This window comes from Corynebacterium sp. (genome assembly GCF_052107835.1).
In the GTDB taxonomy this organism is placed as follows: Bacteria; Actinomycetota; Actinomycetes; order Mycobacteriales; family Mycobacteriaceae; genus Corynebacterium.
Map to the genome: position 1 here is coordinate 1 of NZ_JBQEDF010000025.1, position 20,426 is coordinate 20,426.

Annotated in this window: 16 protein-coding genes; 13 read left to right on the forward strand and 3 right to left on the reverse strand. The window is 68.1% G+C overall.

Annotated features, from left to right (window positions below; translation table 11 throughout):
• Positions 1 to 104 precede the first annotated feature (104 nt).
• On the reverse strand, positions 105 to 1,013 hold the full coding sequence (gene trhO, locus ACTIL2_RS07815) for an oxygen-dependent tRNA uridine(34) hydroxylase TrhO (RefSeq protein WP_442336893.1): 909 nt from the start codon (positions 1,011 to 1,013) through the stop codon (positions 105 to 107).
• 89 nt (positions 1,014 to 1,102) lie between these two features.
• Between trhO and ACTIL2_RS07820 the strand changes: the two genes are divergently transcribed.
• On the forward strand, positions 1,103 to 1,915 hold the full coding sequence (locus ACTIL2_RS07820; RefSeq protein WP_442336894.1) for an aminoglycoside adenylyltransferase domain-containing protein: 813 nt from the start codon (positions 1,103 to 1,105) through the stop codon (positions 1,913 to 1,915).
• On the opposite strand, the gene ACTIL2_RS07825 is transcribed toward ACTIL2_RS07820, so the two are convergent.
• The gene (locus tag ACTIL2_RS07825) at positions 1,902 to 2,474 is read right to left on the reverse strand and encodes a GNAT family N-acetyltransferase (protein ID WP_442336895.1); all 573 of its coding nucleotides are present in this window, start codon (positions 2,472 to 2,474) and stop codon (positions 1,902 to 1,904) included. The two genes, ACTIL2_RS07820 and ACTIL2_RS07825, sit on opposite strands and share 14 nt — an antisense overlap.
• A 354-nt stretch (positions 2,475 to 2,828) precedes the next feature.
• Here ACTIL2_RS07825 and ACTIL2_RS07830 point away from each other — a divergent pair, with 354 nt between their 5' ends.
• Complete coding sequence (locus ACTIL2_RS07830) at positions 2,829 to 3,926, forward strand: hypothetical protein (RefSeq protein ID WP_442336896.1); 1,098 nt, start codon at positions 2,829 to 2,831, stop codon at positions 3,924 to 3,926.
• Positions 3,927 to 3,932: 6 nt separating this feature from the next.
• Here the strand turns inward: ACTIL2_RS07830 and ACTIL2_RS07835 are convergent, their stop codons facing one another.
• Complete coding sequence (locus ACTIL2_RS07835) at positions 3,933 to 5,363, reverse strand: FAD-dependent oxidoreductase (protein WP_442336897.1); 1,431 nt, start codon at positions 5,361 to 5,363, stop codon at positions 3,933 to 3,935.
• Positions 5,364 to 7,115: 1,752 nt separating this feature from the next.
• On the opposite strand from ACTIL2_RS07835, the gene ACTIL2_RS07840 reads away from it, so the two are divergent.
• The 11 genes from ACTIL2_RS07840 (at position 7,116) to ACTIL2_RS07890 (ending at position 20,422) form a co-directional block, all read left to right on the forward strand.
• The gene (locus tag ACTIL2_RS07840) at positions 7,116 to 8,789 is read left to right on the forward strand and encodes a nitrite/sulfite reductase (RefSeq protein WP_442336926.1); all 1,674 of its coding nucleotides are present in this window, start codon (positions 7,116 to 7,118) and stop codon (positions 8,787 to 8,789) included.
• A gap of 2 nt (positions 8,790 to 8,791) precedes the next feature.
• Positions 8,792 to 8,986 (forward strand): hypothetical protein, encoded by a 195-nt coding sequence (locus ACTIL2_RS07845; RefSeq protein WP_442336898.1) that lies wholly within the window; start codon positions 8,792 to 8,794, stop codon positions 8,984 to 8,986.
• A gap of 49 nt (positions 8,987 to 9,035) precedes the next feature.
• Positions 9,036 to 10,607, forward strand: a complete 1,572-nt coding sequence (locus tag ACTIL2_RS07850; protein WP_442336899.1) for an ABC transporter transmembrane domain-containing protein — start codon at positions 9,036 to 9,038, stop codon at positions 10,605 to 10,607.
• The gene (locus ACTIL2_RS07855) at positions 10,604 to 12,409 is read left to right on the forward strand and encodes an ABC transporter ATP-binding protein (RefSeq protein WP_442336900.1); all 1,806 of its coding nucleotides are present in this window, start codon (positions 10,604 to 10,606) and stop codon (positions 12,407 to 12,409) included. Before ACTIL2_RS07850 ends, ACTIL2_RS07855 begins: the two co-directional genes overlap by 4 nt.
• Positions 12,410 to 12,852: 443 nt before the next feature.
• Complete coding sequence (locus tag ACTIL2_RS07860) at positions 12,853 to 13,680, forward strand: phosphoadenylyl-sulfate reductase (RefSeq protein ID WP_442336901.1); 828 nt, start codon at positions 12,853 to 12,855, stop codon at positions 13,678 to 13,680.
• On the forward strand, positions 13,662 to 14,600 hold the full coding sequence (gene cysD, locus ACTIL2_RS07865; RefSeq protein ID WP_442336902.1) for a sulfate adenylyltransferase subunit CysD: 939 nt from the start codon (positions 13,662 to 13,664) through the stop codon (positions 14,598 to 14,600). The genes ACTIL2_RS07860 and cysD overlap by 19 nt, the downstream gene beginning before the upstream one ends.
• On the forward strand, positions 14,600 to 15,916 hold the full coding sequence (locus tag ACTIL2_RS07870) for a sulfate adenylyltransferase subunit 1 (RefSeq protein WP_442336903.1): 1,317 nt from the start codon (positions 14,600 to 14,602) through the stop codon (positions 15,914 to 15,916). Before cysD ends, ACTIL2_RS07870 begins: the two co-directional genes overlap by 1 nt.
• Complete coding sequence (locus tag ACTIL2_RS07875; protein WP_442336904.1) at positions 15,909 to 16,631, forward strand: sirohydrochlorin chelatase; 723 nt, start codon at positions 15,909 to 15,911, stop codon at positions 16,629 to 16,631. Before ACTIL2_RS07870 ends, ACTIL2_RS07875 begins: the two co-directional genes overlap by 8 nt.
• Positions 16,628 to 17,533 carry a sulfite exporter TauE/SafE family protein gene (locus ACTIL2_RS07880; RefSeq protein WP_442336905.1) on the forward strand — a complete coding sequence of 302 codons (906 nt, stop codon included), beginning with the start codon at positions 16,628 to 16,630 and terminating at the stop codon, positions 17,531 to 17,533. Before ACTIL2_RS07875 ends, ACTIL2_RS07880 begins: the two co-directional genes overlap by 4 nt.
• 232 nt (positions 17,534 to 17,765) lie before the next feature.
• Positions 17,766 to 19,181, forward strand: coding sequence for a phosphate acetyltransferase (gene pta, locus ACTIL2_RS07885; RefSeq protein ID WP_442336906.1), 1,416 nt, complete (start codon positions 17,766 to 17,768; stop codon positions 19,179 to 19,181).
• 32 nt (positions 19,182 to 19,213) lie between these two features.
• The gene (locus tag ACTIL2_RS07890) at positions 19,214 to 20,422 is read left to right on the forward strand and encodes an acetate kinase (protein ID WP_442336907.1); all 1,209 of its coding nucleotides are present in this window, start codon (positions 19,214 to 19,216) and stop codon (positions 20,420 to 20,422) included.
• The last annotated feature ends 4 nt before the right edge of the window (positions 20,423 to 20,426 follow it).

A 20,426-nucleotide genomic window follows, 5' to 3' on the forward strand; every position in this document is an offset into this window, starting at 1 on the left:
CCACCGTCGCCGCCGGGCCGGTATCACCGGCGACACTGGGACACCCCAGCTAACCCCCCACCGGCCCGCCAAGTCACCCGGCCCGCACCACGCGGCGCACGGGCCTACAAGCACGCGCCGACCATGCATTCCTCCTTGCCGCAGTGCGCGGACTCCGGGTTCGAAGCGCATGAGTCACACAACAGCACCATCTCCCGGCAGTCGCCGTTGATGCAGTTGTGGAAAGTGTTCGTCGCAGTCCCGCAATGAATGCAGTGGCCGAGAGATTGAGCGTCATCGCTGAACTCCACGTGCATCCGCTTGTCGAAGACGTACAACGACCCGTCCCACAGGCCGTCGTCACCGAATTGCTCGCCGTAACGGACGATGCCGCCGTCGAGCTGGTAGACCTCAGAGAACCCCCGGTTGCGCATCAGCGAACTCAGTACCTCGCAGCGGACGCCGCCGGTGCAGTACGTGACCACCGGCCGGTCCTTGAGGTCGTCGTACTTGCCGGACTCCAGTTCGCCGACGAAGTCCTGTGTGGTGGTGACGTCCGGAACCACGGCATCCCTGAACCGTCCGATCTGCGCCTCCATGGCATTGCGGCCGTCGAAGAAGACCACGTCCCCACCCCGCTTCTCCACCAGGTCATTGACCTGGGTAGGGGAGAGGTGTGTCCCGCCGCTGACCACCCCGTTCTCATCGACCTGCAGTTCGTCCGCTGCCCCGAAGCTCACGATCTCCTCACGGACCTTCACGGACAGTTTCGGGAAGTCATCCGCGGATCCGGGGGACCACTTGAAGTCCATGTCCTTGAAGCCCGGGTATTCGCGGGTGCGCCGGATGTACTGCTTGACCCCGTCCAGCGGACCGCCGACCGTGCCGTTGATGCCGTGCCGGCTGATGATGATCCGGCCACGCAGGCCGAGGGATTCGCACAGGGTCCGCTGCCACAGCATCACCGCGGTCGGGTCGGCGACCGGGGTGAACCGGTAGTAGAGGAGGATGCGTGTCTCGGCGTTGGTTCCCACCCTGATCACCTTAGATGGTGCTTCCCGGCGCCGGAAAACACTCCTCTCCAGGAAAGCCGGGGAGTAGAGGAGGCGGTAGCGTGGCTTCCATGGGTTCGCCGATTCCTGCCGAGGTCCGGGAGATTACCGGTGCGCTTCTCGCGCATCTGCGGCACGCTGACCCTGGTGGAGTGGTGGGGGCGTACCTGTACGGGTCGGCGGTGACGTCCGGTCTGCGTCCGTCCAGTGACATCGACGTACTGCTTGTCGTGCAGCGCTCGTTCACCCATCGCGAACGCCGTGACCTCTGTGATCTCCTTCTCCGGCTGTCGGGTTGGAGCGGGCACGCCGACACGTTCCCGGACGCGGCAGGACGCCGACCTGTGGAACTCACGGTCATGCTGGAGGACAACCTTGCGCACGGAGGACGTCATCTCCGCCGCGTTGATTTCCAGTACGGGGAATGGCTGCGCGCGGGGATCGTCGCAGGTGAAACGCCAGTACCGGCCGAGGATCCGGACGCGGTCGTGCTCCTTGCAACGGCGCAGGACGCGAACCTGGTCCTTCGTGGACCCCCATTGGGCGAACTCGTGGATCCGGTATCCCGGCGACTGCTCGGAGACAGCGTGACGGAATCCGTTCCGGCGTTGGTGCAGGGGATCGGGGGTGACGAGCGCAATGTGTTGCTCACGCTTGCCCGGATCCTGGTCACCCTGGACACCGGCAGCATCGTCCCGAAGGATGACGCGGCCAGCTTGGTGGGCAGGGCGGAGCCGGACGCGGCAGCGGTACTGGAGCAGGCCCGGCGGGACTACCGCGGCGGGGGTTCCGCCGCAGACGCGTTCGACCCCGGTGAGGCCCGCCGGGTGGCGGGTCTCCTGGCTGCCCGAATTTCCGCGAAACGTGGTCTCAGTCGAGGGTGAGGTGCATTTCCTGGTGCTCGATTCCCTCGGCGGTGAAAGTGTCGTCGGCCGGGGTGAAACCGTAGGACTCGTAGAAGGGCATCAGGTAGGTCTGCGCCTCGATCTTCACCTCGGTTTTCTGGACGTTCGGGTCCAGTCCGGCTGCGCGTCCCTTGATGACCTCGAGGGCGTCGTCCACGAGCTTGGACGCGATGCCGAACCCCCGGAATTCCGGGTGGACGCAGAGTCGGCCGATGTGCTGCTGCTCAGGGGGTCCGAAGACCCGGACCGTACCGACGAGTCGCAGCGGTGAACCGGGGTCGGGGGTGCCCCACGGGTAATCAGGGCCGGTACCGGGGTGGATGTAGGCCAGGACGTGGTGTGTTCCCGCCTCGATGTCGGTGTCGTCGATCTCGGGGAAGCTGGTCTGCTGCTCGTTGACGAACACGTCGACACGGAGTTTGTACAGGGCGTGGACCTGCTGCGGCTGCATGCTCAGGATCTGCTTGCCGGTGATGTGGACCTCGGGCGCGTCCTTCGACGGTGCCACGGGTTCGGTGGTCTCTGTTGCGTCGGTCATAGTCGTCAGGATAACGCGGCGGAGTCTGGCGACGTGGTGAAAATGAAAGAAATCCCCCGGGAATTTTTCATTCCCGGGAGTTTCCAGCGTTTACACGCTTTTTATAATTGCTGATGGTGAATTATTTCCGCGTGGGTACTGTCCTGAATTTACTACCTATTTTCAGGCGTCAACGATAGTGCGTGACCACGTCGGCGCTGGCTCGGGTCCGTCCCCTGTGGTGGCCGTGGTGACGCGGGGTGTTCCACACATGAACGAGAACGCAGATGAACAGAGACATTTCCTGTCCTACATATTAGAGTGTCCCTTACCTTCGCCTCTGAACGCTTCGCCATCAACTGAAAGTGCCTGCACATGCCGCGTACCCGCACCACCCTCGCAATCCTGTTCGCGTCGACGGCCCTCGTCCTCTCCTCCTGCAGTTCGGACGACAGTGACGCCGGCGTCCCGACCAGCAACGAGACCGCCGCCAGCACCGACACCAGCACTACTGATGCCCCCGACGACGCCGACAGTGCCGACGCCCTCACAGACCTCTACAACGATGCCCTGGACGGTCTCGGACCGGAGTTCTTCGACGCCGACGACTTCTCCGCGGGTGAACCCACCGGAGAGTTCGAGTACGCGCTCGTGGACATCACCGCTGACGGCAAACCTGAGTTGCTGGTGAAGGCGATCGGCTCGGAGTTCGGCGCGGTCCGCGTCCTTGCCGCATCGGAGGACGATTCCGAGCTGATCGAGGCGCAGAAGATCTTCCACGAGGGTGCGGCGAGCGCAGGTGGAGCCAGGATGGCATTGGAGGCGAGCGCCAACAATGACGCTCTCTTCGAGACCAGCGGGCAGTCCGCCAGCGGCCAGACCACGACCACGGCCTGGGAGTTCGACGGTGCGGAGATGCAGGAATCCGGCCAGACCTGGGACTACCGGAGCGACCAGGTGCCGGGGGATCTCGAGGGCGTTACCGTGCCGATCGACTGGGTCAGTGTCGACGACCGGAGTGGTGTCGATGCCATCGGTGCTGAAGGGGAGGGCGGGAGTTCCGGACCGCAGCCGACTCCGAGCGCGGACGCAGGTGATTCAGGAGAGGGTGCCGAGGATGCCTCTGCCCTGGCTGACAACCCCAACCAGATTGGCGGTGACTGCGGCGTCCTCGATGGTGCGACAGTGACAGCCGGCGACAACACCAGTTGCGGCTTTGCCATGAATGTAGCCCAGGAGGCGCTGAAGCCGGTGTACGTCTTCGATGCCTCAGCTGCCCCGGACCCCACCGTCACTCCGCCCGCCGGGGTGGCGACGGTCGAGGCTTACACCCCGGCCAACTCCGAAACCCTCACCATGGAGTGCATGATCGGCACGGCCGGTGACACGTCAACGTGCACGGGCGGCAACGATGCCATGGTGTCCGTCAGCAGGAGCGGCAATGGGACGCTCCTGAATCTCGTGAAGGACTGACGCAGGCTACGCCTTAACCCGCGCCTCGCCGGAGGAGTAGTGCACCATCTCCTCGTGGGAGCGGACCTTCTTGCGCTCGCGCCCCTCGGTCTCGCCCAGGGAACGCTCGTGGGCGTCGAGGTTGTACCAGCCCTCCCACGTCGTGTAGTCGATGTCACGGGAGTGCAGCAGTTCGATGGCATCGTCCTCGCCAGGGGCCTCCGGTGCGAAGCCCACGCCGTTGTCGTGGTCGGCCAGCAGGTTGGCGACGGCCTCGTTGGCGTCACCCTTCGTGTTGCCGATCAGGCCGACCGGTCCGCGGCGGATCCAGCCGGTGGCGTAGACGCCCGGCAGGGTCTCGCGCAGCTCGGCCTCGGGGTCGGCGGAGCCGGGGACGCCGGCGATGCCGTCGGCCGTCGGGCCCTCGGTCAGGACGCGGCCGCCGACGTTCGGGATCACGTTCTGCCTGCCGTCCCACGGGATGCCTGCCTGCTCGTCGGACTTGTAGCCGACGGCGCGGTAGACCTGGCCGACATTCCACTCGGTGAGCTGCCCGGTGTTGACCACGCCCGCGTCACCGTCGAGCTCGGTGCGCTCGGTGACCAGCGAGGTGACCTTGCCGTTCGCGTCGGTGCGGATCTCGACCGGGGACTCGAAGAAGTGCAGGTACAGCTTGTGCGGCGCGTCCTTCGGCTCGGCGACGGCGTAGTTCTCCAGGATGGTGCACACCTGGTCGGTGATCTTGGAGTTGTGGCGGGCGTTCTCGGAACCCTCGTCATAGTCGATGTCTTCGGGGTTGACGACGACCTCGATGGTGTCGGAGTGGTTGAGCTCCTTGAGTTCCAGGGGGGTGAACTTCGCCTGGGCCGGGCCGCGGCGTCCGAAAACGTGGACTTCCTTCGCCCTGTTGTTCTTCAGTGACTCGTAGACGTTGTCGGGGATCTCGGTGACGCGCAGTTCGTCGCCGGTCTTCGCCAGCACGCGGGCGATGTCGAGGCCCACGTTGCCCACGCCGATGACGGCGACGGACTCGGCGTCGACGTCCCAGGACTCGTCGAAGCGCGGGTTGGCGTCGTAGAAGCCCACGAACTTTCCGGCGCCGTGGGAGTGCTCGCCGCCGGGGATGGCCAGGTCGCGGTCATCGGTGGCGCCGGTGGCGTAGATGACGGCGTCGTAGTGGTTCTTCAGGTCCTCGAGGGTGATGTCCTCACCGACGTTGACGTTGCCGAGCAGCCGGATCTGGGGCTTGTCCATGACCTTGTGGAGGGCCTTGATGATTCCCTTGATGCGCGGGTGGTCGGGGGCGACCCCGTAGCGGATCAGGCCGAACGGCGCAGCCATCTTCTCGTAGAGGTCGATGGAGACGTCCTTGCCGGACTTCATCAGGGCGTCCGAGGCGTAGATGCCGGCCGGGCCGGATCCGATGACGGCGACGCGCAGCGGTCGGGTGTCAGACATGAATGCTTGGGTCCTATCCGTGTGTGGCAGCGTTCTGCCGGTGTTGAGGGCCGGTTCGGGGTGTATGGTCGTCCATCCATGTTAGCCTGCCCTACGCCGGATTTGAAGCGCGGGCATGTCCATGGGGTCGCCATACTGACGTGAGCAGACTATAGACCACTCGGTCTGCAAGCTGCAAGGAGTCCTCGGGTGGGACGCGGCGAACTGGGCGTTCGCGGGTGAGTGCCGCCTACGTTGTGTCCACGGACCGACCGGTCTACTGTGGGGCGACACGAAAGAAACAGACTGAGCGGTCTGTAGGCTGCGGACCGGGCCCCTGGCGAGGGGACGATCAGGAGAAGAGGACGTATGACCACGGCGACCGACAAGGCGACGAACACCGACGCCGCCGCTGGCGTCACGGAACCGGAGGGGGTATTCGCCACCAGGGCGGCTGAGCGGCGCAACCGGGTCTCCGGCCGCACCGCCACCAGGGTGGCGCACCGGGGTACCACTGTCGCTTCTGCCGTCACCGACGCCCGCGAGGACGTCCGGAAGGCCGAGGTGGCCAAGAAGGACGCTGCGGCGGCCACCAAGGCGGCCGTGGAGGCCAAGAAGGACGATCCGGACAACGAGCAGCTCGTCGACGACGTCCGCGTGGCGCGCAATGCGCAGCGCCGTGCCGCACGTGCACTGAAGAAGGCGCAGGACGCCCTGGCCGAGGTCGAGGCCGCTGAGCCCGAGTCGGACACAGCCCCACTGTCACCGCAGGAGGAGTTGCAGCGCGCCGAAGCCGAGCAGGCCGAGCTGGCGGAGAAGACGAAGGCCGCGGAGGCCGCGACCCAGGCAGATCCGGACAACAAGGACCTGTTCGCCGCGGCGCGCAAGGCCCGCTGGAATGAGCTGAAGGCGGGGAAGGCCGTGCAGAAGGCGGCCGCGGCCGTGAAGGATGCCGGTACCGAGGTGCAGGAGGAGGCTGCGCCGGAGCCCGAGCCCGAGTCGGCACAGCCCGCCGCCGGGTCCAGCGGTGACCCGGTGGCCGACGCGCAACGGCAGGTGGCCGAGACTGCCGAGGCCACCAAGGAGGCGGAAGCCGCTGCCGAGGCGGATCCGGACGACAAGAAGCTGGCCGCAGCCGCACGACGGGCCCGCTCCGCCGAGCGGAAGGCCGGTCGTGCCCTGAAGAAGGCCACCGAAGCGGCGGAGGAGGCCGGGGACGACGCCCCGGACGCACCGGCGGAGGAGGCCGCTGCACCGGTGGAGCAGGAGACGCCCGCCGGGGCACCTGCCGCACTGCCGGGGCAGGACACCCTGTCGCTGGTGCGCGCCGGGGCCTCCGTCCTCGCCGTCGCCGCGGACGCCGCCGAGCGGGCCGCCGCCGCGCAGCCCGACAACACGCAGCTCGCCGATGCCGCGAACGCGGCCCGGTCCGCCGAGCAGCAGGCCGCACAGGCGGTCCGGGCGGCGGAGATCGTCGAGGGGATCGAACCGGAAGAGGCCGCCGCTGCAGAGGTGGAGGCAGAGGCGGAGTTCCCCGAGGACCCCGCCGTCGCCGCCGCCCGCGAGGAACTCGCACGTGTCGAGGCGGAGCAGACCGAACTGGCCGGGCAGACGAAGGCCGCGGAGGACGCGACCCAGGCTGACCCGGACAACAAGGACCTGTTCGCCGCGGCGCGCAAGGCCCGCTGGAATGAGCTGAAGGCGGGCAAGGCCGTCCAGAAGGCCACGAAGGCCCTGGAGCAGGCCATCGCCGATGCGCCCCCGGCGCCGAAGGTGCTCACCGAGGAGGAGAAGGAGGACCGCGCCGCACCGAAGCCGCAGGGCCAGTGGCTCATCGACGGGAAGAACCCGCTGAACAACGACGAGCGCATCAAGCAGGATGACGCAGGCCTGGCCGTCGCGGACCGCGTGCGCGACATCTACGCCAAACAGGGCTTCGACTCCATCCCGGCCGAGGACCTCGCACCGCGGTTCAAGTGGATCGGCATGTACACCCAGCGCCGCCAGGACATGGACGGCGAGCAGACCGGTGTGCTGTCCAACGCGGAGCTGCAGGACCGCTACTTCATGATGCGCATCCGACTCGACGGTGGCATGATGAGCGCCGAGCAGATGCGCGTCATCGGCGGGATCTCCACCGACTTCGCCCGTGGAACCGCCGACTTCACCGACCGGCAGAACATCCAGCTGCACTGGATCCGCATCGAGGACGTCCCCGAGATCTGGGACCGCCTGGCCAGGGTCAACCTCGACACCTTCTTCGGCTGCGGCGACGTCCCACGCGTGATCCTCGGCTCCCCGGTCGCGGGTATCGCCAAGGACGAGATCATCGACGCCACCCCGGCGATCAAGGAGATCAAGGAGAACTGGCTGACCCGCGACGAGTTCGCGAACCTGCCACGCAAGTTCAAGTCCGGGATCTCGGGGTCGGTCCGCCAGGACATCACCCACGAGATCCAGGACATCTCGTTCATCGGCTCCGAGCACCCGGAGAAGGGCCCCGGCTTCGACGTGTGGGTCGGTGGCGGGCTGTCCACCAACCCGATGCTGGCCCAGCGCCTCGGTGCCTGGGTGTCCATTGACGAGGTGCCGGAGGTGTGGTGCGGCGTGGTCCGGATCTTCCGTGACTACGGCTACCGCAAGCTGCGCAACCGTGCCCGGTTGAAGTTCCTCGTCGCTGACTGGGGTATCGAGAAGTTCCGCCGGATCCTGGAGGACGACTACCTCGGCCATAAGCTCACCGACGGCCCCGAGCCGGAGGTGTTCCCCGGCTACCGCGACCATGTCGGCGTCCACGAGCAGAAGGACGGACGCTTCTACGTCGGCGTCAAGCCCACCGTGGGGCACACCGAAGGTGACCAGCTGCAGCGACTGGCTGATCTGGCGGAGAAGAACGGTGTCACCGACCTGCGCACCACCCCGGACAAGGAACTGATCTTCCTCAACGTGGAGAAGGACCAGGTGGACGGCCTGCTGGACGCCCTGGAGGCCGAGGGGATGTCGGCGCGTCCGTCGTCCTTCCGGCGCGACATCATCTCCTGCACCGGCCTGGAGTTCTGCAAGCTGGCCCTGGTGACCACCAAGCAGCGTGCGATCACCCTGGCCGACCAGCTCGAGGAGCGCCTCGGTGACCTGGACGTCCCCTTGAAGATCAGTCTCAACGGCTGCCCGAACTCGTGCGCCCGTACGCAGGTCGCCGACATCGGGCTGAAGGGCCAGATCGTCACCGACGACGACGGCAACCGGGTGGAGGGCTTCCAGGTCCACCTCGGCGGCGCGGTCGGTATGCACCCGGACTTCGGCAAGAAGCTGCGCGGCCACAAGGTCACCTCCGCCGGACTGGACGACTACGTTGTCCGGGTCGTGGAGAACTACAAGAAGGAACGGACCGACGGTGAGCAGTTCCGCGACTGGGTGCTGCGTGCCGACGAGGCTGTCCTGCAGTAGTCATGGAACGCGCGAACGACCAGATCCCAGGAAAGACCGCACACCCCAACCCCAGGAGGGCGACCGTCATGAACTGCCCGTACTGCACCTCTGACAACCTCTTCCCCGACGAGGAGACCGACAACGCCTGGCAGTGCCGTGACTGCCGGCGCGTATTCTCCGTGAAACTGCACGGACACCTCGACCGGGGCGTGTGAGCTCCGGGTGTTCGCAGGTTAGGGTGCACTTCCGGTAAGGTGTCCCCCTATGGCGGAAAGTGCACAGAGGAAGAACCCCGGGTCGGACACAGACACCATCAGATCCGGACTCCTCCGCACCTTTCCCTCGAAGCTCCCGGCACCCGATGACCGCCGCTGGCTGCTGAAGGTCGCCTTCTCCCAGCGGCCGCTGCAGTTCGTCGCCATCTTCGGCATGCTCTTCGGGTTCATCTGCAACGCCACCACCTCCATTGTCGTCGGACGCGCCATCGACGACGCCATCGCCAGCGGTGAACCCGGCCGCCTGGTGCTGTGGGTCGGTGTGCTGATCGCCCTGTTCACCGCCAACGGCATCGCGGTGTGGCTCGGACGCCGCTACCTGGAGATGACCCTGCAGCAGCTCAGCCACGACCTGCGCACCACCGTCACCGACCGCATCCAGGACCCGCGCGGCATCAAGGGCCGCGAACGCACCGCGGGCGGACTGCTGTCGATCGCCAGCACGGACGCGAACAAGGCCGCCGAGATCGTGGTGATGACGGTGTTCCCCGTCGCCGAGGTCGGTTCGATCATCTACGTCGCGGCCGTGGTGCTCACGATCCACTGGCAGCTCGGCCTGGGCGTCCTGCTCGGTGCCCCGCTGGTCGTGGCGCTGTCGGTGCGGGCGGCGCGTCCGCTGCGCAACCGGGCGGCCGAGCGGCAGCAGGCGCTGGCGCAGACCGCCGCCGTCGCCGCGGACGCCGTGCAGGGCCTGCGCATCATCAAGGGCCTGGGCGTGGTGCGCACCATGCGCCGCCGCTACCACGGCTATTCCACGGACGCCTACCACGCCACGGTCCGTGCGAACGCCGCGGAGGCGCGGCTGACCATGGTCACCGAATCCATCGGGGCGATCTACGTGGTGGTGATCGGTGTGGTGGCCGGCTGGCTGGCACTCAACGGCGACCTCAGCATCGGAGGGCTGATCACCGTGGTGGGGCTGTCCCAGTACGTGGTGCAGCCGATGACGATGCTGGGCAAGAACTTCGCCACCCGGGTCGCCATCTCGAGTGCGTCCGGACGCCGCGTCGTCGGCGTGCTCACCGCCCCGTTCGCGGAGCCGGACGAGGCCTCGGACGAGGAGACGGATGCGGTGGTCGGCAGGCTTCCGTCAGGGGTGACCGTCGTGCGCGGAGGCGACCACCGGGGGCTCACCGAGCAGCTGCGCCGTCTCCCGCGGCACCGGGTGGTGGTCGCACCGCACGGCGCCGACCTGTTCGACGGGCCACTGCGCGACAACGTCCACCCCGACCCGGAGGTGGCCGCCGCGGCGCTGGAGGTCGCCGACTGCTCCGACATCCCCGGCGGACCGGGGCGCTCCGTGGGGGAGGGCGGGCGCCGTCTCTCCGGCGGGCAGCGCCAGCGCGTGGCCCTGGCCCGTGCGATCGCCGCCGACCCTGAACTGCTGGTGCTCACCGACCCGACCACCGCGGTGGACTCGGTGACCGAGCAGCACATCGCCGAGCGGGTCGCCGCGCTGTACGCGGGGCGGCCGGGGCGCCGCGTCCTGGTCATCAGTGACGCTCCCGCGTGGCACGTCGTCGCGGGGCAGGAACTGGACGCCGCGGGGGTACTCCGATGAGGGCCGCATCCCTGGCGCCGGTGAACGCGTCCTCCGACGGGGACGCCGTGGTGCGGACGTTCCCGCTGGCCACCTGGCTACAGGCCCGCAAGGAGGTCGCCGCGCAGGCGCGGCGGATACCCGGTGCGGGACGGCAGGCCCTGCTGGCTTTCGTCCTGCTCACCGTCGGCTCGTTCTGCACGGTCACCATCCCGCGGCTGCTGGGCCGCATCGTCGACATCGTCGGGGAGAGCGGCGAACCGGCCGCGCTGTGGCGGACCGGCGGGATGATGGTCGTCGTCGCGATCGTCGCCGGACTGTGCAACGGTGCCGGGTTCTTCCTGCTCGCCCGGTTGTCGGAGCGGCTCATCGCCAACCTGCGCGAGGAGATGGTCGGTACCGCCCTGGGGCTGCCGATGCACCGGGTGGAGGACGCCGGCACCGGCGACGTGGTCAGCCGCTCCACCGACGACGTGGCCCAGGTGTCCGCCGCGATCATGGAGGCCCTGCCCATCCTGTCGACCGCCGTGTTCATGATCGGTGCGACCACGGTCAGCCTGCTCACCGTGGACTGGCGGTTCCTGCTGGTCGTGCTGCTGGTGTCGCCGGTGTACTGGTTCGCCGCCCGGGCCTACCTGCGCAAGGCGCCGACGCTGTACGCCGCGGAGCGGGCCTCGATGGGTCAGCGGGCCCGCCGGGTGCTGGAGGCGATCCACGGCCGTGCCACGGTGCGGTCCTTCCGGATGGAGGACGGGATGCACGACCGGATCGGTGCGGCGTCGCGCACGGTGATGGTCAACGCGGTCAACGCCAACCGGGTGATGGTCGTGCTGATGAACTGGATGCTCATCGCGGAGTTGGTGATGCTCGGGACCGCGGTCGTGCTGGGGTTCATCCTGGTCGACCACGGTGTGATCGGCGTCGGCTCGGTCACCGCCGCCACCCTGATGCTGATCCGCGTCCGGGGGCCGCTGCAGCAGATCATGCGGGTGCTGGACGTGGCACAGTCCGGTTACGCCTCGCTGGCGCGCATTGTCGGGGTGACGGTCGACCCGCCGCGTCCGGTGCCGGACGCCGGGGCGCCCGAGCCACGCGGGGAGGTGCGGTTGGACGGGGTCTCCTTCGCCTACGGCCAGGAGGCGTGGGCGGTATCCGGTGTGGACTTCACGATTGAGCCGGGGAGGACGGTTGCCCTGGTCGGAGCGTCGGGTGCGGGGAAGACGACCGTGGCCACCCTGCTGGCCGGGCTGCGTGAACCGACCGCGGGTTCGGTGACCGTCGACGGCGTGCCGGTGACGAACCTGTCGGACGACGAGCGGGCCGACCGGCTGGCGCTGGTGTCGCAGGAGGTCCACACGTTCTCCGGGACGCTGCGCGACGACCTGCGGCTCGCCGCCGCCGACGCCGGTGACGACGACCTGGTCGACGCACTGGAGGCCGTGGGGGCCCGCGACTGGTTCGGGACACTCCCGGACGGCCTGGACACGGTTGTGGGGGCCCGCGGGCTGGTCCCCGACCCGGTGGTGGCGCAGCAGATCGCACTGGCCCGGGTGCTGCTGCGCGATCCGCGGGTGGTGGTGCTGGACGAGGCGACGGCCGAGGCGGGTTCGGCCGGTGCCGCCGCGCTGGAGGACGCCGCCCAACGGTTGACGGAGGGTCGTACCGCGTTGACGGTGGCGCACCGTCTGGACCAGGCGCGGCTGGCCGACGAGATCTTCGTGATGGAGGACGGTCGGATCATGGAGCGCGGGCCGCACGATGACCTGGTCGCCGCCGGCGGACGCTACGCGCAGCTGTGGTCGGTCTGGGCGCGCGGGAGGTGATCCCCGGCGGCGCCCCGGGTCACAGCTTGTTTTCCGACGGTAACCCCGTGGGACGCTCGGACCACCCTGCGGGGTTGCCGTCGAAAAGGAAGCGGCCAACTTCCCGAAAGCCATTCCGGCGGTGATTCACCGTGACGAAAATGGTGGCGGGTGCGGGGATGTTTCTGCGTGGAGTGGTGGGCGCAGTGCGCCCTGCGGGAGTTTCGTACCCCATAGCAGACCTCTCGGTCTAGTGGGTTTTATCGTGTTGAACTGTGCATACAAAGGATTCTTGTAGCGGTACGGGCAAAGCCGGTTGCCCTCCGCGGACTGGGTGGTCTACTCTGGTGCGGCATGGCATAGACCGACCGGTCTGTTGGGTTCCGGGAGGCTGCCGCACGATCCGCACTTGACGACAACAGCCCGACAACGTAACGCAGATCCACCGAGCGAGAAGAGCAGGTATGACGAACACAGGACCGGCCGTCGGCTTCACGTCGCTCACCGGCCTGGTCGGTGTGTCCGACAACGGGGACGCCGGGGACATCAGGGACCCGGAGGTCAGCCCGTCCGGCGCGCCGACCACCACCACCCACCTCAGCGAGGAACAGACCGCCGCCCACCAGGCACTGGTCGATGAATGGAATGCGCAGCTCGAGGGAGCGAGCGCCGAGGAGATCCTCGACTGGGTCAACGAGCACACCACCGGCACGGTGGCCGTCACCATGTCCATGCAGGACACCGTCCTCGCCGAGCTCACCGAAGGCCGGGTCAGGGACGCCGAGATGGTGTTCCTGGACACCGGTTACCACTTCGACGAGACCATGGACGTCGCCAACGACGTGCAGGAGCGCTACTCCCTGCCGCTGCGCACGGTGGAGCCGGTCTACTCCGTGGCCACGCAGGACGAGACCTACGGCAAGGACCTGTACAAGCGCAATCCCACGGCCTGCTGCCGGATGCGCAAGGTCGAGCCGCTGGCCCGGATGCTCAACCCCTACGAGGCCTGGATCTCCGGGGTCAAGCGCGTCGACAGCGAGCTGCGGAAGGACACCCCGATCCTGGACGTCGACCGCACCGGCCGGCTCAAGATCAACCCCATCGCAGCCTGGACCGACCAGGACATCGAGGACTACATCGAGTCCCACGACCTGATCATCCACCCGCTGACCAGGCAGGGCTACCCGTCCATCGGATGCGCCACCTGCACCCTCCCGGTCGCCCCCGGCGAGGATCCCCGTTCCGGCCGCTGGGCCAACTCCACCAAGACAGAATGCGGACTTCACCTGTGACTACTGCCACCGACACCCAGCCCACCCAGCTGAGCCCCCACCTCGCCAGCCTCGAAGCCGAGGGCATCGAGATCCTGCGCGAGGTCGCCGGACAGTTCGAGCGTCCGGCGCTGCTGTTCTCCGGCGGCAAGGACTCCGTCGTCGTCCTGGAACTGGCCAAACGGGCTTTCGCCCCGTCGGCCGTCCCGTTCGAGCTGCTCCACGTCGACACCGGGCACAACTTCCCCGAGGTCATCGAGTTCCGTGACCGGATCGCCGAGGACCCCCGGATCACCCTGCACGTCGCCGAGGTCCAGGACTGGATCGACTCCGGTGCGATCCAGGAGCGCCCGGACGGCACCCGCAACCCGCTGCAGACCGTCCCACTGGTCGAGACCATCCAGGAGCGCGGCTACGACGCCGTCCTCGGTGGTGCCCGCCGCGACGAGGAGAAGGCCCGTGCCAAGGAGCGCGTCTTCTCCGTGCGTGACTCCTTCGGCGGCTGGAACCCGCGGCGTCAGCGTCCCGAGCTGTGGGGCCTCTACAACGGCCGCCACCAGGCGGGCGAGAACATCCGTGTCTTCCCGATCTCGAACTGGACCGAGTCGGACATCTGGGAGTACCTCAAGGCCCGCGACGTCGAGATCCCCGCGATCTACTACTCCCACGACCGTGAGGTCTTCAACCGCGGCGGCATGTGGCTGACCGCCGGGGAGTGGGGCGGCCCGGCCGAGAACGAGGCCGTGGAGACCCGGACCGTGCGCTACCGCACCGTCGGCGACATGTCCTGCACCGGTGCCGTCCTGTCGGACGCGGCCACCATCGACGACGTCATCGATGAGATCCGCCTGTCCACCACCACCGAACGTGGCGCCACCCGTGCCGACGACAAACTCTCCGAGTCCTCCATGGAGGACCGCAAGAAGGAAGGCTACTTCTGATGACCGCCGCTACCCTGGAGAACACAGAGGCCCCCGTGCAGACCCTGCCCACCCTGCGCCTGTGCACCGCCGGCTCCGTCGACGACGGCAAGTCCACCTTCGTCGGACGCCTGCTGCACGACACGAAGTCCATCCTCGCCGACCAGTACGAGGCCGTCGAGCGCGTCTCCGCGGCCAAGGGCCTGGAGAACCCGGACCTGTCGCTGCTGGTGGACGGTCTGCGCGCCGAGCGTGAGCAGGGCATCACCATCGATGTCGCCTACCGCTACTTCGCCACCGACAAGCGGTCCTTCATCCTCGCCGACTGCCCCGGCCACGTGCAGTACACGCGCAACACCGTCACCGGGCTGTCGACCTCCGAGCTGGTCATCGTGCTGATCGACGCCCGTAACGGCGTGATCGAGCAGACGAAGCGCCATCTCACCGTCGCCGCCATGATGCGCACCTCGCAGGTCGTGGTCGCGGTGAACAAGATCGACGCCGTCGACTTCGACGAGACCGTGTACCGCGGGATCGAGTCGGACGTCCTCGCCCTGGCCGACGACCTGAACCTGCCGAAGGTCGACATCGTGCCGACCTCCGCACTGCTCGGCGACAACGTCGTCTCGGAGTCCACGAACACGCCGTGGTACTCGGGCCCGACCGTCCTGGAGATCCTGGAGGGGGCCCAGCCGGCCCGCATCAACACCGGCACCGTCCGCGGGCTGCGGTTCCCGGTGCAGTTCGTCATCCGTGACCACGCCACCGACTACCGCGGCTACGCGGGACGCCTGACCTCCGGTTCCGTCGCTGTCGGCGACACCGTGTCCGTCGGCGGACGTGACGGCCGGACGTCCACCGTCGTCGGCATCGACGGCCCCGGCGGGGAGCAGGACGCCGCCGCACGCGGCGAGTCCGTGACCCTGCGGCTGGCCGACGACATCGACATCTCCCGGGGTGACCTGATCGCCTCGCAGAAGGAGGAGGAGGGCGCCGACGCCGTCCCCGAGCTGTCCAACCAGGTCAACGCACTGGTCTTCCAGCTCGCCGAGGCACCGGTGAAGGTCCGCGGCAATGTGCTGCTGCGCTACGGGTCCGCCCTGGTGCGCGCCCGGGTCGACGAGATCGTGCGCCGCGTCCACATCCTTGACGTGGACGAAACCGCCGATCTCGGCACGGAGCTGGCGCTGAACGACATCGCCGAGGTCCGCATCACCGTGGCCGAGCCGCTGCCGTTCGAGGCCTACCGCCGCGGTGGCCGCGTCGGATCCTTCCTGCTGATCAACCCGGGTTCCGGGGACACCCTGACCGCTGGCCTGGTCACCGACGGTGACTGACCAGCCCATCATCTGCCTGGCGCACGGTTCCCGGCATCCTCGGGCCGATGCCGCCGTCGCGGATATCGCCGCCGAGGTCGCCAGGCTGTCCGGGCGGGAGGCGTTCGCGTCCTACCTGGACTTCTCGCCGCTGACCCCCACCACCGTCGCCGGTCTGCTGGCCGCCGCCGGCCACCGGGGGGCCGTGGTGGTGCCGCTGCTGTTCACCCGTGCCTTCCACATGGGCCAGGACGTTCCGGAGGCACTCGCCGGGGCTACGGCGGAGACCGGTGTCACGCTGCACCAGGCCGACGGGATCGGTACGGGTGCGGATCTGGCCGCTCTGCTGGCGTCCCGTATCTCGTCCCGTGACCCCGGAGCGGACGAGGTCGTCCTGTACTCGGTCGGGTCGAGTGTCCCGGGGGCGAACGGCACCGTCGCCGAGCTCGCCGCGGATGTCGGACGCCGCCTGGGCGTCCCGGGGCACGCACTGGTCGCCACCGGTCCCGGCGGGGGCACCGGGCCGGACGCGCTCGCCGCACACGTGGAGGCCTCGACGGCGGAACGGATCGCCGTAGAGCCGGTGTTCGTCTCCCCGGGCACACTATGGGACCTGGCGGTCCGCCGACTCGCCGGGGTGACGGCGTCCGTGTCGACGGGGACGCCCCTGACCACGGACATCGCCCCCCTGGTGGTGGAGCGTGCGCTCGCGTGTGAACAGGCGGGGGACCGGTGAAACTCCTCCTCTTCGCCATCGTCGGACTGATGGCCCAGCTCGTCGACGGTGCCCTCGGCATGGCCTTCGGCGTCACGGCGACCACGCTGCTCATCCTCTCGGGGACCGCGCCGGCGCAGGCGAGTGCGGCGGTCCACTTCGCCGAGGTCGGCACCACACTCTTCTCCGGCATCGCCCATTGGCGGCTCAACAACGTCCACTGGCCCACGGTGGTTTTCCTGGGCGTCCCCGGTGCGGTCGGGGCCTTCGCCGGGGCGACGGTGCTGTCCGGGCTGTCCACGGAATCGGCGGAGCCGGTGGTGTCCACCCTGCTGCTCCTGCTCGGCGGCTACGTCCTGGTCCGCAGCGTGCTCGTGCCGTGGAGCAGGACGCGGGGGAGGCCCGCGCCGGCCACCCGCAGGTCCCGTTGGGGGTTGGTCTCGCTGGGCCTCGGCGGCGGTTTCCTGGACGCGTCGGGCGGTGGCGGGTGGGGGCCGGTGACGACCTCGACGCTGATGAGCGTGGGACGCACCGAGCCGCGGAAGATCATCGGCACGGTGAACACCGCCGAGTTCCTCGTGGCCGTCGCGGCGTCGCTGGGCTTCATCTTCGGTCTGGAGCAGGTCCACGATTCCTGGCAGCCGGTGCTGGGTCTGCTCATCGGGGGAGTCGTCGCCGCGCCGATCGCCGCCTGGATCGTGACGGTCGTGAAACCGGACATCCTCGGCGGGATCGTCGGTGGTCTGCTGGTGGTGCTCAACGGTGCGCGGGTGACCACGGCGCTGGGGTGGGCCGGGGGACTGCTCACCACGGCCGTGGTGGTTCTCTGCGCGGTGCTCATCGTCCGGGGGCTGGGGCGGGGACGGCGTGCTGGGACACTGTCCCCGGAGCAGCGGGACGTGACCCCGGTCACCCCCGGGTAGTTATCGCGACAGATACTCTCGGGGAGTTGCTCCGACTGGGGACCACCCCCGACATAGTGGGATAGGCCACAGTATCGGGGGTGGTGAGATGGATGGAACACCACTTCGTTGGTCGGCGAACGCATTTCCCTGCACAATGGACGTCAGGAAGATCCCGCCGGTTCCACTGTGTCCGAAGACACCCGGACGCCCATGGACACCGGCGGGACCGTCGAGTATGTAAGGAGAACCCGTGACCGTTCGAGCCGTGCTCAGTCCCATTGCCACTGCAGCAGGACGTCGGGATGACCTGATCGCCGCACTGCCGGCGTCGGTGACCGACATCTTCAACACCCTCCGACCGGCCGCGCCCGACTTCAGCGCCGCACTCGAGACGGCGCTGTCCACCGACAGCGGCGTCCTCGTCGGCACCGGTGAGCCGATGTTCGACTCCCGCCTGGCCGCCGCGGCCGGGGTCGCACACTTCCTGGTCGCCGGCGGGGAGCAGGACCACCTCCAGCTGCAGCAGGTCTCCGGCCAGCTCGTACGGTCAGGCCGCGAACCCCGCGGAATCACCGTCCTCGACCACCCGGACAGCTCCTCGTCCGCCCTGGAGGCCGAGGGCACCGCCGTCCCGTTCGTGGCCCTGGGGTCCGTCGGCTCGGCCGAGCCCTGCACCCCGGTCATCGGACCGGAGTCCTTCGAACGCGACCTGATCGTCAAGGCACGGGCGGCCAAGGCGCACATCGTCCTGCCCGAGGGAGATGACGACCGCATCCTCGAGGCCGCCGACCAGCTGCTCTCGCGCCGTGTCTGCGACCTGACCATCCTCGGCGACCCGAAGGACATTGCGTCGCGGGCCCACAAGCTCGGCTACGACCTGAGCTCCGCCACCCTCACCGACCCGACGACCGGCTCGGACCTGGAGCGCTTCGCCGAGGAGTTCGCCGAGCTGCGCAAGGCCAAGGGCGTGAGCATCGACGACGCCCGCGAGACGATGAAGGACATCTCCTACTACGCCACCATGATGACCCACCTGGGTCTGGCGGACGGCATGGTCTCGGGCGCGGCGCACACCACCGCCCACACCATCAAGCCCAGCTTCCAGATCATCAAGACCGTCCCCGAGGCGTCCATCGTCTCCTCGATCTTCCTCATGGTCATGGACGGGGTGCTCTGGGCCTTCGGCGACTGCGCGGTCAACCCCACACCCACGCCCGCCCAGCTCGCCGAGATCGCCGTGGTGTCCGCGAAGACCGCCTCCCAGTTCGGCATCGAGGCGAAGGTCGCGATGCTGTCCTACTCCACCGGCGCCTCCGGGGCCGGCGAGGATGTCGAGGCAGTCGCCGAGGCCGTGAAGATCGCCCAGGAGAACGCCCCCGACCTGGGGATCGACGGCCCGCTGCAGTTCGACGCAGCCGTCGTGGACTCGGTCGGGCAGAAGAAGATGCCGGGGTCGGACGTGGCGGGCAAGGCCACGGTCTTCGTTTTCCCCGACCTCAACGCCGGCAACATCACCTACAAGGCCGTGCAGCGCACCGCGGACGCCCTGGCTGTCGGCCCGATCCTGCAGGGGCTGAACAAGCCCGTCAACGACCTCTCCCGCGGGGCCACCGTCCCCGACATCGTCAACACCGTCGCCATCACCGCCATCCAGGCCGGTAACTAACCTCCGACACCACCCACAGAAAGGTCCAGCAAATGGCCAAGCATGTCCTCGTCCTCAACTCAGGTTCCTCCTCGATCAAGTTCCAGGTCCTCGACCTCGACGCCGATGTGAAGGACGGTCCGTTCCTCTCCGGACTTGTCGAGCAGATCGGGGAGAACCGTGGCCACATCAAGCTGATCACCGAGGACCAGACGATCGAGGACCGTCGACCGATCCTCAGCCACTCCGTCGGTCTGGAGCGTGCCTTCGGCATGATGTCCCTGCTGGGGCTCGGGCCCCAGGACCTGGACATCAGCGCCGTCGGTCACCGTGTGGTGCACGGTGGCAACTCCTTCTCGGAGCCCGTGATCATCGATGACAAGGTCATCGCGGGGATCCGTGGCCTGGTACCGCTGGCCCCTCTGCACAACCCCGCCAACATCGACGGCATCGAGAATGCCCGCTCCCTGCTGCCTGACGTCAAGCACGTGGCCGTCTTCGACACCGCGTTCTTCCACAGCCTGCCGGAGTCCGCGTCCCGCTACGGCCTGAACCGCGAGGTCGCCGACCAGTACCACATCCGGCGCTACGGCTTCCACGGCACCAGCCACCAGTTCGTGTCCGGCCAGGTCCCCAAGATCCTGAACAAGGATGCCGCGGAGATCAACCAGATCACCCTGCACCTCGGCAACGGTGCGTCCATGGCGGCGATCCGCGGGGGCACACCCGTGGACACCACCATGGGGCTGACCCCGCTGGAGGGGCTGGTGATGGGAACCCGTACCGGTGACATTGACGCGGGCATCATCTTCCACCTCTACCGCGAGGGCAAGATGACCATCGACGAGATCGATACGCTGTTCAACAAGCGTTCCGGTCTGAAGGGGCTGGCCGGAGCGAACGACTTCCGGCTGATCCAGGAACTCATCAACGAGGGGGACGACAACGCCCAGGAGGCGTACGACATCTACGTCCACCGTGTGCGGCGGTACGTGGGTGCCTTCATGCTGCAGCTCGGGAAGCTGGACGCCGTGGTGTTCACCGCAGGTGTCGGTGAGAACCACGTGGGAATCCGGCGCGACACCATGGCCGACCTGGAGAACTTCGGTATCGAGATCGACGAGTCCCGCAACCAGAATGATGAGGGCGTTGAGGGGCCGCGTGTGATCTCCACCGATGATTCCGCGGTGAAGGTGCTGGTGGTCCCGACCAACGAGGAGCTCGCCATCGCGCGCGCCGCCGCAACGCTCGCCGAGCAGTAGTTCC